11 protein-coding genes are annotated in these 12,440 nt (G+C 44.5%); 5 read left to right on the forward strand and 6 right to left on the reverse strand.

The features are described 5' to 3' along the window. Positions 1-22 precede the first annotated feature (22 nt). The 3 genes from asd to rsgA form a co-directional block, all read right to left on the reverse strand. The gene (gene asd / locus ACZ5O6_RS01175) at positions 23-880 is read right to left on the reverse strand and encodes an archaetidylserine decarboxylase (protein ID WP_447091940.1); all 858 of its coding nucleotides are present in this window, start codon (positions 878-880) and stop codon (positions 23-25) included. Between the two features lie 260 nt (positions 881-1,140). Next, entirely contained in the window at positions 1,141-2,667 is a 1,527-nt protein-coding gene (locus ACZ5O6_RS01180) for a hypothetical protein (protein WP_464283526.1), read from the reverse strand. A 316-nt stretch (positions 2,668-2,983) separates the two neighbouring features. Next, positions 2,984-4,066: a small ribosomal subunit biogenesis GTPase RsgA gene (gene rsgA / locus ACZ5O6_RS01185; RefSeq protein WP_447091938.1), complete on the reverse strand. Its 1,083-nt coding sequence runs from the start codon at positions 4,064-4,066 to the stop codon at positions 2,984-2,986. Positions 4,067-4,217: 151 nt separating this feature from the next. On the opposite strand from rsgA, the gene orn reads away from it, so the two are divergent. Continuing rightward, entirely contained in the window at positions 4,218-4,760 is a 543-nt protein-coding gene (gene orn, locus ACZ5O6_RS01190) for an oligoribonuclease (protein ID WP_447091937.1), read from the forward strand. 110 nt (positions 4,761-4,870) lie between these two features. On the opposite strand, the gene ACZ5O6_RS01195 is transcribed toward orn, so the two are convergent. Further along, complete coding sequence (locus ACZ5O6_RS01195; protein ID WP_447091936.1) at positions 4,871-5,572, reverse strand: SOUL family heme-binding protein; 702 nt, start codon at positions 5,570-5,572, stop codon at positions 4,871-4,873. Positions 5,573-5,858: 286 nt separating this feature from the next. Here ACZ5O6_RS01195 and ACZ5O6_RS01200 point away from each other — a divergent pair, with 286 nt between their 5' ends. Together ACZ5O6_RS01200 and ACZ5O6_RS01205 are read left to right on the forward strand one after the other, a co-directional pair. Next, positions 5,859-7,142 carry a putative DNA modification/repair radical SAM protein gene (locus tag ACZ5O6_RS01200; RefSeq protein WP_447091935.1) on the forward strand — a complete coding sequence of 428 codons (1,284 nt, stop codon included), beginning with the start codon at positions 5,859-5,861 and terminating at the stop codon, positions 7,140-7,142. A 39-nt stretch (positions 7,143-7,181) separates the two neighbouring features. Beyond that, entirely contained in the window at positions 7,182-8,063 is an 882-nt protein-coding gene (locus ACZ5O6_RS01205) for a TIGR03915 family putative DNA repair protein (RefSeq protein WP_447091934.1), read from the forward strand. A 31-nt stretch (positions 8,064-8,094) separates the two neighbouring features. Here ACZ5O6_RS01205 and ACZ5O6_RS01210 read toward each other — a convergent pair whose 3' ends face one another. Together ACZ5O6_RS01210 and queG are read right to left on the reverse strand one after the other, a co-directional pair. Continuing rightward, a complete protein-coding gene (locus tag ACZ5O6_RS01210) occupies positions 8,095-8,607 on the reverse strand; it encodes a hypothetical protein (RefSeq protein ID WP_447091933.1) in 513 nt (170 codons plus the stop codon). 301 nt (positions 8,608-8,908) lie between these two features. After that, entirely contained in the window at positions 8,909-10,078 is a 1,170-nt protein-coding gene (gene queG, locus ACZ5O6_RS01215; protein ID WP_447091932.1) for a tRNA epoxyqueuosine(34) reductase QueG, read from the reverse strand. Between the two features lie 187 nt (positions 10,079-10,265). Between queG and ACZ5O6_RS01220 the strand changes: the two genes are divergently transcribed. Both ACZ5O6_RS01220 and tsaE read left to right on the forward strand, forming a co-directional pair. After that, positions 10,266-11,888 (forward strand): NAD(P)H-hydrate dehydratase, encoded by a 1,623-nt coding sequence (locus tag ACZ5O6_RS01220; RefSeq protein ID WP_447091931.1) that lies wholly within the window; start codon positions 10,266-10,268, stop codon positions 11,886-11,888. A 19-nt stretch (positions 11,889-11,907) separates the two neighbouring features. Next, on the forward strand, positions 11,908-12,369 hold the full coding sequence (gene tsaE, locus ACZ5O6_RS01225) for a tRNA (adenosine(37)-N6)-threonylcarbamoyltransferase complex ATPase subunit type 1 TsaE (protein ID WP_447091930.1): 462 nt from the start codon (positions 11,908-11,910) through the stop codon (positions 12,367-12,369). The last annotated feature ends 71 nt before the right edge of the window (positions 12,370-12,440 follow it).

Here is a 12,440-nt window from a genome sequence, read left to right on the forward strand (position 1 = left end):
ATAAACGTCTTGTACAGAAATATTACGTCTCGCGTAGTTCCCCTATTTTTTCTCCCATCACGACGGGACTATTTGCGGCTAATTCATCATCCCAAACTGCTGCGCCCTTGCCAAATAATACAATCGCGGTCGAGCCTAACTTAAAGCGCCCCATCTCTTCACCTTTTTCCAAGGTTATACGGTCTGCCTTTTGATAACAGGTAGTACGTATTTGTTTCTTTACTGGGGCTACGAGCCCAGCCCATACGGTCTCAATACTGGCGACAATCATTGCACCTACAAGAATGACCGCCATCGGGCCATGCTCGGTATCAAATAAAGCAACCACTCGCTCATTGCGAGCGAATAATCTCGGCACATTTTCTGCCGTTGTTTCATTGACTGAGAATAAATCCCCCGGCACGTGAACCATTGTGTTCAGTGTGCCGCCTAATGGCATGTGTACGCGATGGTAGTCTTTTGGCGATAAATACACTGTAGCAAAGGTGCCGTCTGCAAATTGTTTGGCGATGTCGACATCACCGCCGACCAGCTCAAGTAAACTGTACTCTTGGCCTTTAGCTTGAAAGATATGCCCGTTGTGGATATCGCCTATTTGGCTGATACAGCCATCAGCAGGGCAAGCAATATTGCTTGCGCCCTGAGTGATAGGCCGTTGCCCTTCAGCCAGTGCACGGGTAAAGAAATCATTAAAGTGAGGGTAAGCATCGGGGTCTGGATTTTCGGCGATACTCATATCCACGTCATAACGACGAATAAACCAATGAATAATTCGTTGCTTAATCCACGTTGTTTTGTTTTCAGCGATCCAGCCGGCGAGACGAGATAAGGCATGTTGGGGGAGTAAGTATTGAAGTACAACAAAGATAGTCTTATTCATAGATACCGCGATTAATTGAGAGTAAAAATATAAAAGAAAGATTGGTGGGGCGGTATTGTATATTGGCAAACGCTAAATAGCATTAAAGAACCTCAGGCTAAGCCCTTTCGTCATGCCGAACTTGATTCGGTATCCTATAATATAAACGTTTGCCAGATTCCGATTTTCATCGGAATGACTTATCCAGAGTTTCCTTAGGGAGCCTCAGGCTTGTGTAACGGTTTTTTGTATAGAGGTTTCTTAACAGGGAGGATGAATACTTATAGTTGCTCAAGCGTGTGAGCTAATTCCTTACCTACGGCTTTGAAATATTGATGCTTTTGAGCGTCCCAACTTGTGTGATCACAATAAATCAGTGCTTTCGGTTTTTTTTGTTGAAACACCGACAGCAGCCCGCAGGGCTTAATATCACAAGATTGTGTAAATTGCTTAGGCATTTTGGCTGATGCTTTTGACAAGTCTTCAGGTGAAACGGAGATGCAGCACGGTTTGGTAATCATTTGCTGAAATAGGCTTTTCTCAGTGTGCCAGTCGGAATGAAAGTTGTTGATTTCGGGTTTATCCGCGAAGCCGTAACAGGTTTGTGTGTGAATATCATGGTCATCCACTTCCATAATGACACAGTGCTCGACACCCACTCCTTTAGCTAATGCATTCATAGTAATAGCCAGTGCTGTATCGGCATTATCACTTTGGCGAATTTTCTCCCGCCACGCTTTCAGCACTTCAGGTTGTAATGGTGCATTGCTCGCTAGGCCTGTGGGACAGATCGGGTCTTTGTGCAAGCCTCGTAGTCGGTTGATGGGCGCGAGCAAGCCTTGAAATTGTGTCGGTAATGGCATCGATAATGCCAGCTCAATGACAGCAGTATGTAGCTCTTCATCACTAATACCTAAGTGACGACACAAGAGCTTAGCGCAGCGCTGAATGTATTTACCGTTCCAATCAAAATAAATCGCAATGACATATTGGTTAAGTAGGTAAACGCCTGCTTCCACACTGTAAAATAAATTGCGTGCGACTTTGTCGTTTGCGAACCATTGCGTCAGTTTATTTTCTGGTAAAAGGTGAGCTTTAGCCCAAAAGTGTCGCTGTTTTATTGGGTTGATGGCTAAGGCATCTAAGCTGACTTTAGGCAGTAAAATCAGTTCGTTGGCTCGCTCTAGTAGGTCAGGTAGCTTAAAGCCTAATTTTTTAACACATAGCGCTATATACGATTGTGGTTTTTGGCTGGCGAGTACCTCCCCATGAGACATCGTTTTTGGTGCGGCAATCCACATGAGCCATAGCGGCGCATTAAAAAATAATGTCGGCAGAAAAAAGCGATCACTTGTTGCATTGTGTTTTTTATTCAATAGTGTGGATGCAAGATGTGCCGCAAATAAACTGGCCGATAGCACTTCTTTAAGCCCTTCTGGAGGAGCTGATATTGTTCGGCTACTTTTGATAACACGCTCAATTTTGTTAAGGCCAATAAGGCCTATTAAATGTGTTAGGTGCTGAATATCACCCTCTTTATCGCTGAGTTGTTGAGCTGTGCAATGAAATAACTTTAAGCACAAGAGTGGATCTTTTTGAATGGCGGAGGCGAGCATTGGAGATGTACAAGTATCATCATGCAGTAGTTTGATTACGGTGTTAGCGACAGTTTTATCAATGGGTAGTGGGTTCTTGGGAAGCTTTTTCAGCCAAATGGATAGCCTTGAGTCAGTGCTCTTTAGAGCTCCAGCACTATTCTTTTTCCCTAAAACTGCGCTGGGAGAGTGATTGTAGTCAGTACTATGCATTATTTGAGGTGTGGCCGCTAAGAAATACAAAAGGTTAACCTGTGGTGCATTCTGAGCCAAATTGCATTCATAGAACAGAAGAGCAGGTTATTTCTTCAGCAACTCTTGGCAGCAGGGAAGCTGCCACGAAGCTTATAGGATATATTTACAGCGTGTTGCTGAAGAAATAACCTGCTTTTTTGTTCGAAATTTTAGAATGCACCACGGGTAAAGGTTAGTTCGCAAGTAATAACACCGAATTATCGGAATGTTACTCGCTAAACACTCCTATAAATATAGCCTATAGTGAGATATTCGTTGTGTTTTTTAGAGGCTCCTATAGCTTATCGATGGTGTCCCTGAGATTGAAGTAGCTTTCCATACGCCGATCATTGACTCGCCCTTGTGCGTGGGCATCTAAAATGGCGCATTTTGGTTCGTGCCGGTGTTTACAATCACGAAATTTACAGCGGCCGATGTAGTCTCTCAGTTCAACAAACCCTTCTAAAATAGTTTCTTCATCCATGTGCCACAAGCCAAACTCACGTATTCCTGGAGAGTCAATTAATTGCCCTCCGTTTTCGCCATCGATAGAAGGAAAGTGAAATAATTGAGCGGTGGTGGTGGTGTGTGTGCCTCGCTGCGTAGCAGCCGACAATGCGCCGACTCGTAAATCTTGACCGGGTAATAAACGATTAATAAGTGAAGACTTACCAACGCCGGACTGGCCGACAAATACCGTTGTTTTGCCTTTTAAGAATTGTTTGAGGTTATTTAAGCCATCCTGTTCTGAAGACGAATCCTCTACTGTAGAGGCGAGCGTTGAGGTGTAAATAACCTCATAGCCGAGGCTGCGATACATCAGGCTGATGTCATCTAAAATATGTCGGTTTTTATCGTCAATCAGATCCATCTTGTTTAATAGTATTACTGGTTTGATGCCAATGGCTTCTGCTGCGACTAAGTAGCGGTCAATCAAAAAGGTATGCGGGCGGGGAAATGGTGCAACGACCACCAGAATATTATCAATATTGGCAGCAATGGTTTTCATCTCACCATGAGGGTCAGGACGAGATAGCGCTGATGTTCGTGGTTGTACAGCGACGACGACACCGGTTGGATCTGCATCTCGCCAAACGACATGATCTCCGGTCACGAGTGAACCCAAATGTGTACGCATATGACAGCGTTTCTTGGGGAGTAGCGAGTGCTCTGTAATCCCCTCTGACAGGGAGAGCGTTTGAATTTCAACTTGAGTGCCGTAGTGAGCAATCACTAAGCCTTCCTGTTCGGGGCCTAAGTGGCCGTCTTCTTCTTTGGTGTCAATCTGTGCATTTTTACGTTCGGCACGTTCGGCACGTTCTTGTTGAACCTTCTCTATACGCCATGCCTGCTTTCTAGTTAGTTTGCGCTTACTCATAAAAAAGCTCGATCATGGCGAACTCGGCTACAGCGAATGGAGTACGTTGAATGTTATCAAGAGAATCATTGGTAATAGGTTCAACTGGATTTATAAGCATATATCGGTAACATGGTAATGAAGTAAACACTGCACAGGATGATACGCGAATATGCTACACGAAGATAACCTGATTTGGATTGACCTAGAAATGACCGGGCTATACCCCAACGATGATGTCATCATAGAAATTGCCACTATCGTTACTGATAGCAATCTCAATGTACTGGCAGAAGGCCCAATGCTAGCCGTTCATCAATCGAATGAACGTTTAGCCGCCATGGATGAGTGGAATACGAACCAGCATGGAAAATCAGGCCTGACCGAGCGTGTACGTAATAGCACCATTACCGAAGCTGACGCAGAACAACAAACCATCGCTTTTCTTAAACAATGGGTGCCGGCAGGCAAATCCCCCATGGCGGGTAACTCGATCTGCCAAGATCGACGTTTTCTTGCCAACTACATGCCCGAGTTAGAAAATTATTTTCACTACCGTAACTTAGATGTCAGCAGTGTGAAAGAACTCGCACGCCGCTGGAAACCTGAGGCTCTCAATGGCTTTAAAAAATCTGGCGCGCACTTAGCAATGGATGATATTCGCGATTCTATTAACGAGTTAAAACACTACCGAGAAACATTTTTTGCCGTGTAATTGTTGGCAGGCAAATCGGAATACTACCCCGGTTGCCTTCATTGCTTGCAACCTTTGCGGCATTGGGCAAGCGAGTGGTAATGGCGAATTGAGATTTGCTTAAATCCGTTTTAACGACTGGGTTCGTACCTCACGATCACTTCATTGCGACGTAGAAAAGGCAGTGCCCATGGTGGGTTGTAGCGTGCGAGTGCCGGAGTGCTTATTGGAGTGATATTTTTTTCGGCGAGCCATGCTATCAAGCGTTCTGTTTTTTCGGCGACTTTTTTCTCTCCGGTAAAGCCAGAGAACCGCAGTGTTGCATAATAGGTTTCAGGTATTTCTGTGAGCATAACGGCTGGATTATTTGGAATGGGGAGGCTTGTCATGGTGTATTTACTTGGCATCACAAAATGTACCCGCCACTGTTGATCTACGCTTTCTGATATGAGCTTAACGGTCACCGGTGCTGTCATATCGATAGCGGAGGACGCAGAGTGATTGGCATCACTGTGGCGGGTGATTGTGACGGGTGCAGTCATGCTAATGGTCGTGTTGTTTGTATCCTCTTCGGTAGTTGATTCCTCTTTAGTTCCATTTTCGTTAGAAAATCGCACGGTGTTATTACCAAAAATATAATCTGCAATAAGTTTAAAGCCTTTGTTGCTGGCCTTATCCATATCCCCTGATACGGTGGCTTCGGCAATAATCATGGGTGCGTAACGGCGCAATTCGATATTTTCATCAGTGCCTAACACGGTGTACTGTGGTTCTTCTATTGCCATTGCCTTGCCTGTCGATAATAGTCCAAATAGAAAGCAGGATAGAATCATTATCGGGCTTACCTTAGTTTCTCGTTTCCCTGCTTTTTTCTCTTTTCTGCCGTTGTGTATCTCGCGGTATGAGCCTGTGGTGATCATAGGTGTTCTACTCCGATGCTCTAAGCATTTTCAAGTGGCTTTTTACCTAGTTTCTTTGAGTTGCTTGCTTAAACTATTTGCTTTTACGTAAATACTTCTCAAATAGCTGATGATTGAGCGAACGAAGGTATTTACTTGACTAAAATACTGTATATAACCACAGTTATTGGTCAGTTTAGTCAATAATGAGCAGTCAGCCATGAAACTACAACAAAAACTCGCGATTTTGGCCGATGCTGCGAAGTACGACGCGTCTTGTGCCAGTAGCGGTTCGACGAGTAAAAATTCGCGTAAAGGTAAAGGCGTTGGTTCAACCTCCAGTGGTATGGGTATTTGTCACAGCTATACACCTGATGGCCGCTGTGTATCTCTTCTAAAAATTCTACTGACTAATTTTTGTATTTATGAGTGTAGTTACTGTATTAATCGTGCCTCAAGCCCTGTTGAGCGCGCGCGTTTCACGGTCGACGAGGTGGTTAACCTCACTATTGATTTCTATAAACGCAATTATATAGAAGGGCTATTTTTAAGTTCTGGCATCATTCAATCGTCCGACTACACCATGGAGCAATTGGTGAGTGTGGCGCGTGAGTTGCGAAAAACGCATGATTTTCGTGGGTACATACACTTAAAAACTATTCCCGATGCCAGCCCCGAACTCCTGCGTATGGCGGGTTTGTACGCTGACCGTTTAAGCATTAATGTCGAGTTACCTTCTAAGCAATCATTGGCGCTGTATGCACCCGAGAAAAATCCGGTGACTATCAAGCAGTCAATGGGTACGTTGCGTGATCATATTGATGAATCAAAAGAGAGTCGTAAAAAGAGTAAGATAATCACATCAGCCCCTCATCGTAAACGTAAACCCTCTTCTCAATTTATGTATTCGCCTGCAGGGCAGAGTACTCAAATGATTGTAGGGGCAGACCAATCGTCTGATGCAAAAATTTTAACATTAGCCAATAATTTATACGGCAAATATCACATGCGCCGTGTGTATTATTCGGCGTTTAGTCCTATCCCACATGCTGCGCATCAACTGCCCGCGCAGTCACCCCCTCTATTGCGTGAGCATCGTCTTTATCAAGCCGATTGGTTACTGCGCTTTTATGGTTTTGATGTGTCAGAAATTGCTTCTACGGGGGCGTCTGCTAATGACGGTATGTTGGATTTAGATGTTGATCCTAAGTTAGCGTGGGCTTTGCGTAATCGTCATATTTTTCCGGTTAATATTAATACTGCACCACGGGAAATGTTATTACGTGTCCCCGGTATTGGTGCGATTGGTGCGCATAAAATTATTCAGTCCCGTCGTTTTAAAAAATTACGGATAGCCGATATTGCTAAATGCGGTTTATCGATTAAAAAAATTGAGCCATTTATCGAGGCGGCCGATAATAATTCGGCAAGCCACCTCTTAGAAGACGACAATCTAAAACAGTATTTTATGAAAAAAGAATCCGCTCAAATGGCACTGTTTTAGATATGGAGATATTCATCACGGCGAGTCATTCGATATATTATGATCGCAATTAAAGTCGATACATTACATGAATGGCGCATGCAGGCCCGTGAACTATTAAAACGCGGAATTATGCCGCAAGATGTTGCGTGGGAGAATAAACAGCAAAGCCTATTATTAGGTGCCGACCAACAGCAGTTAATTAATCAGCCGATTATTCATCAACAATTGGCGATACCGTCAGCCTTTTTCAATCTAGCTAACAATGTGGCCTGCTTTCGCGATGATCGTAAGTGGAGCTTGCTTTACAGTGTGGCGTGGCGGCTATTATTTGAAGATAAACAACTACTGGGAATGGCGATCGATAAACAGGTGTCAGAATTGCTTGCGATGCAGAAATCAGTAGCAAGAGATAAACATAAAATGGCGGCTTTTGTACGCTTTAAACGTGTTGATGTATTAGAGCACGAACCTGCTCAGCAAGGTGATAATTACGCGCATTATGTTGCATGGTTTGAGCCTGAACATCTCATCGTTATGGATAAATCCCCTTTTTTTGTTCGTCGCTTTAGTAATATGAGTTGGTCAATACTAACTCCAGATCTTTGTGCTCACTGGGATCAGCGAGAACTCACGTTTACTCAAGGTATCTCTCGACCACCGAGTATTGCTGATGATTTGGAAAAACTATGGCTGACCTATTATCAACATATCTTTAACCCCGCACGGGTGAAGGTAAAAGCAATGCAATCTGAAATGCCTAAAAAATATTGGAAAAACTTGCCGGAATCTCATCTGATTAAATCATTACTCAGAGACGCAAGTTATCAAGAAATGGCAATGCTAGACAATGTTTGTGATGAAGATAAAAACCAAATTACTGAATCATTGTTTGTGAAAGAAAAGCAAGCCGAATTGCATCGAAAACGTCAGTCTTCATAGTGTTGCGAGCGGATAGAGAAGAAATTTTTATCTAGCTTATTTTGCAACGTTGAATTAATAGGTTGATTAAGGTTTGCGTTTGATTCGGCTCTGTTTTTAAAGGTAAAGGGATCCAGCTGATGTTATTTTCTTCACTATTTCCGTTTTTTTTCTGAGAAATTTGATAGATCTCTTTTTTACTTTCGCTAGTTTTTAATACGACTTTTGTTTTCGAGCTATTAACAGTGACGGAGGTAATCGACTTTAAAGGTATAGAATATTGGGTGGTTGATACAGGGCTTGCAGTATTACCAATGATGCTCTCTTTGGTCACGTAAACATTGCACTGCTCGTAACTGTAGGCATAACGTAATTTTTTTGCGCTACGATGAAGTGATTGATACTGTGTTAAATTTTGAAATATTAATTTTGCGGTATCACTATTCGACACGCTGTTGGCTAAAGCGTTGGTAGATAATGCATAACAAGACACCATCACTGCTTGTGAGATTACACGAGTGATTGTGACATGTGGCGTGTTAGGTTTTTTTCGAGGGGACATCATATCGCAGTGGCTCATCGCTAAGTAAATGTGAGGGCGCGATAGTACCGGCTTGCTTACATTTCGTTAACTAAAAGCCAATAACACTTATTTATGTTCAAATAGTGTTCGATTTAATATTTTGATGGTAAATCGATGATTTTTGACGAAGATACTGCTATTTTTATTTTTGTGACGCTCGTCACACTTTTTTGCACCTCTCAACACTTAAGTAATGCTTATGTATGGGCGTCGATATAACGATATTGTATAAGCTTTATGAGGGGCTACTAACGCTTACTGGTCAAGTCTTGTGGCGAGTTATTTAGGTGTTTTTCGTTTGTCGCTTGATTTTACGTTTACTTTTTCGTGGGCTGTTTTGTCGTTGTATGGCCCATTCGATATGTTCTTGTACCATCTCCGATGGAAAATTTTTGCGTTGTTCTAGCGCTTGTTTGGCTTGATCCGATTTAGGTGCGTTGCCTAAACCTATGGCTAAATTACGTAGCCAGCGTTCGTAACCAATACGGCGAATTGCTGAACCTTCGGTATTTTTTAAGTATTGTGCTTCTGTCCATAAAAAGAGTTCGGTCAGTTCGCTGTCTTGTAGTTGGTGCCTCGGAGAGAAATCGTGCTCTTTGCTGGGTTGTGCGTATTTATTCCATGGACAAATGGCTTGGCAGTCGTCGCAGCCGAAGACACGATTACCGATGGGTTCTCGAAACTCTTCAGGAATAGAGGTTTTAAGTTCAATCGTGAGATATGAAATGCAGCGTGTAGCGTCTAATGTATAAGGCGCTGCAAAGGCATCGGTAGGGCATACACTCAGGCAGGCGGTGCAATCGCCACACTGGTTGTTGGCGATAGTTGAGTTAATGGGCAAAGGAATATTCGTCATCACTTCGCCCAAAAAAAACCAACTTCCCGCATTTTTATTGAGCACTAAGGTATGTTTGCCGATCCATCCTACCCCCGCTTTTTCGGCAAAGGCTTTTTCTAGTACGGGCGCGCTGTCTACAAATGGGCGTTGTGTGATCGTGTCGATCGGCCAATGATTGTCATGAGCTAAGGTTTGGTAACGCGATTCTAATTGTGCTGCCAGCCTTGCTAAACGCTTGCGAATCAATTTGTGATAATCACGCCCTAATGCATAGCGTGAAATATAGGCTTTATCACGTTGTTTTAAAATTTTAATGTGTTGAGGGTTTTCGGGTAAATAATCCATGCGTGCCGATATGACCCGTAAGGCATTGGGTAGCAGTTGCGAGGGATCGTTACGCAATGCTTGATGTTGTTCCATCCACGCCATATCCCCGTGATAGCGATTAGCTAGCCATCGTTCAAGATGCTCTTTATGCTCACCGATATCAATGTCGGTAATGCCTATTTGTTGGAAACCGAGTTCGCGTCCCCAGCGCACTACATCGTCGGCCAGCGCCATCATGTCTGGGTGATTGTGGTGCGCCCCATAAGGGATTTGATTCGGGGTGCTCATACCTTAGCTGCTATCTTAAAGTGGTTGGCTTATAATGGGCTTGTCGATTAATGTCTTAACCCGTGTGCATCCTAAAACATAGAACAAAATAACTTGTTTTTTGTTCTATGTATGTAATTTAGCTCAGAGTGCACCACAGGTTACCTTATTGTATGGTTATCCCCACTTTTTTTATACGAGTTTTTCTATGTCAGTATCGCTTCCCCTGTATACAGCACAACAAGTTGTAGAACTAGACCGATTAGTGATTCAGCACGAAGGCGTTAGCGCAGCGCTACTAATGAAACGCGCAGGCCGTTGCGCTTTTGAGCGCTTATTAGCGCAATGGCCACAAACGGCAGCGCTGCATATTTTTTGTGGGTCTGGTAGCAATGGTGGCGATGGTTATGTGTTGGCTGCGTTAGCTAAGCAGCGTAATTTACAAGTGTCGGTATGGTTTATTGGTGAACCAGCAACAGATACAGCAGCACTAAGAGCTCGTGATTATGCTACACAAGAAGGGCTTGTCTTGGGCGAAGACATTCGACCCTTTAATGAGGCCGCCTTTATTGATAGCCAGCTAATGCAAGATCCACGTACCGTGATTGTCGACGCTTTATTGGGCACGGGTACGGAGGGCGAATTACGACCGCTAATGCGCGAAGCGGTTAACGCCATCAATACAGCAAAGCAGCGTTATGGCTGGTCGGTCTTGGCAATAGATATTCCCACTGGTGTTAACCCCGATACCGGTGCTACCGGCGACGACGTGATTCAATCGGATGTAACTATCAGTTTTATTGGCCGAAAGCAGGGGCTTTACACCGGTGCAGGCCGAGCATGTAGCGGCCAACGTGTTTTCTCTTCATTAGACGTCGAGGAAGAGTGGTTGCACTTAGTTAATCCTGCCTCGCAAACATTGGCGTTGAGTGCCTTGTTGCCACAGTTGCCAGAAAGGCATAGCAATGCACATAAAGGTGATTGTGGGCATCTGCTAGTTGTCGGTGGCGATACCGGCGTTGGCTATGGTTATGGGGGGGCGCCTCTGATGGCGGCACAAATGGCTTTGCGTACCGGCGCTGGTTTAGTGAGTCTGGCAACGCAGCCGACGTTTGTGAATGCGGCATTGTCACGACAGCCTGAGTTGATGGTCGCGGGTATCGAAAGTGGGCAGGCGTTATTACCTCTCTTGCCTCGTGCAACTGCCATTGTGATCGGTACTGGCTTGGGGCAATCTGCATGGTCGGAACAATTACTCTACCAAGTTTTAGATCATGCAACGCAACCTTTGGTGATTGATGCTGACGCCTTACGTTTACTATCACAAGCACGCTTCGCTAGCTTGTCTGCTGTTGCTCAACAAGATCGCCAGTGGGTGCTGACACCTCACGCCGGCGAGGCCGCTGCGCTACTTGACTGTTCTGTGGCCGATATCGAAGCCGATCGCTTTGCAGCAGCTCAGGAAATTCAGCAACGTTACGGTGGTGCGGTTATTCTCAAAGGTGCGGGCACTGTCATCGCGACAGCGGATGGTCAGTTGTCTATTTGCGATGCAGGTAATGCGGGAATGGCCAGTGGGGGTATGGGCGACGTGTTAAGTGGTTTGGTTGGTGCGTTGTTAGTCCAAGGGATGAGTGTAAATGATGCCGCTAAACTGGCAGCGCTCTTACACTCCACTGCTGCCGATATAGCGGTCAAAACAATGGGGTTGCGCAGCTTATTAGCAACCGATTTAATTCCGGCAGTACAGAAGTTATTGAATGAGCCTGCGTTTAATGAGATTTTGTCGGGTGAGCCTTTGGGGCATACGGCAAAGAGTAATGGTGGCTAGTTTTATGGCGGACAGCATCATGACGACTATTGATTCGATGACCTTGAAAAGCACGCAATGGTTAGCCGATGAAGCCGCTACAGTGGCGGCGGGTGAGCAATTGATGGCGCAATTAAAACCCGGAATGACCGTGTTTCTAGAAGGTACGCTCGGTGCGGGTAAAACCACAATGACGCGAGGCATGCTTAATCAATTGGGGCATTCAGGTGCCGTTAAGAGCCCAACCTATACCTTGGTCGAACCGTATGAAAATTTACCATTACCGGTTTACCATTTTGACTTATATCGTTTAGGTGATCCTGAAGAATTAGAGTATATGGGCATTCGCGATTACTTTTCTTCTGATGCTATTTGTCTTGTTGAATGGGCTGAGCGAGGGCAGGGTATTCTTCCCCAGCCGCATATCGTCGTGCAATTAGCGCCTAAAACATGTGAGCAGACGTCGGTAGTCGGTCGAGAGCTGACGATTTTTTCGACGTAACACGACTTATATGTAGCATAATGAATACCATGATAATGATAAGAAAAATTGCTAGCGCTGGCTTCCTAATA

It is taken from the genome of Eionea flava (assembly GCF_055393785.1).

Excerpts from the sequence above, each read along its gene's own strand:
- asd (WP_447091940.1), bottom strand. The coding sequence starts at position 880 with ATGAATAAGACTATCTTTGTTGTACTTCAATACTTACTCCCCCAACAT.
- ACZ5O6_RS01180 (WP_464283526.1), bottom strand. The coding sequence starts at position 2,667 with ATGCATAGTACTGACTACAATCACTCTCCCAGCGCAGTTTTAGGGAAA.
- rsgA (WP_447091938.1), bottom strand. The coding sequence starts at position 4,066 with ATGAGTAAGCGCAAACTAACTAGAAAGCAGGCATGGCGTATAGAGAAG.
- orn (WP_447091937.1), top strand. The coding sequence starts at position 4,218 with ATGCTACACGAAGATAACCTGATTTGGATTGACCTAGAAATGACCGGG.
- ACZ5O6_RS01195 (WP_447091936.1), bottom strand. The coding sequence starts at position 5,572 with ATGATTCTATCCTGCTTTCTATTTGGACTATTATCGACAGGCAAGGCA.
- ACZ5O6_RS01200 (WP_447091935.1), top strand. The coding sequence starts at position 5,859 with ATGAAACTACAACAAAAACTCGCGATTTTGGCCGATGCTGCGAAGTAC.
- ACZ5O6_RS01205 (WP_447091934.1), top strand. The coding sequence starts at position 7,182 with ATGATCGCAATTAAAGTCGATACATTACATGAATGGCGCATGCAGGCC.
- ACZ5O6_RS01210 (WP_447091933.1), bottom strand. The coding sequence starts at position 8,607 with ATGATGTCCCCTCGAAAAAAACCTAACACGCCACATGTCACAATCACT.
- queG (WP_447091932.1), bottom strand. The coding sequence starts at position 10,078 with ATGAGCACCCCGAATCAAATCCCTTATGGGGCGCACCACAATCACCCA.
- ACZ5O6_RS01220 (WP_447091931.1), top strand. The coding sequence starts at position 10,266 with ATGTCAGTATCGCTTCCCCTGTATACAGCACAACAAGTTGTAGAACTA.
- tsaE (WP_447091930.1), top strand. The coding sequence starts at position 11,908 with ATGACGACTATTGATTCGATGACCTTGAAAAGCACGCAATGGTTAGCC.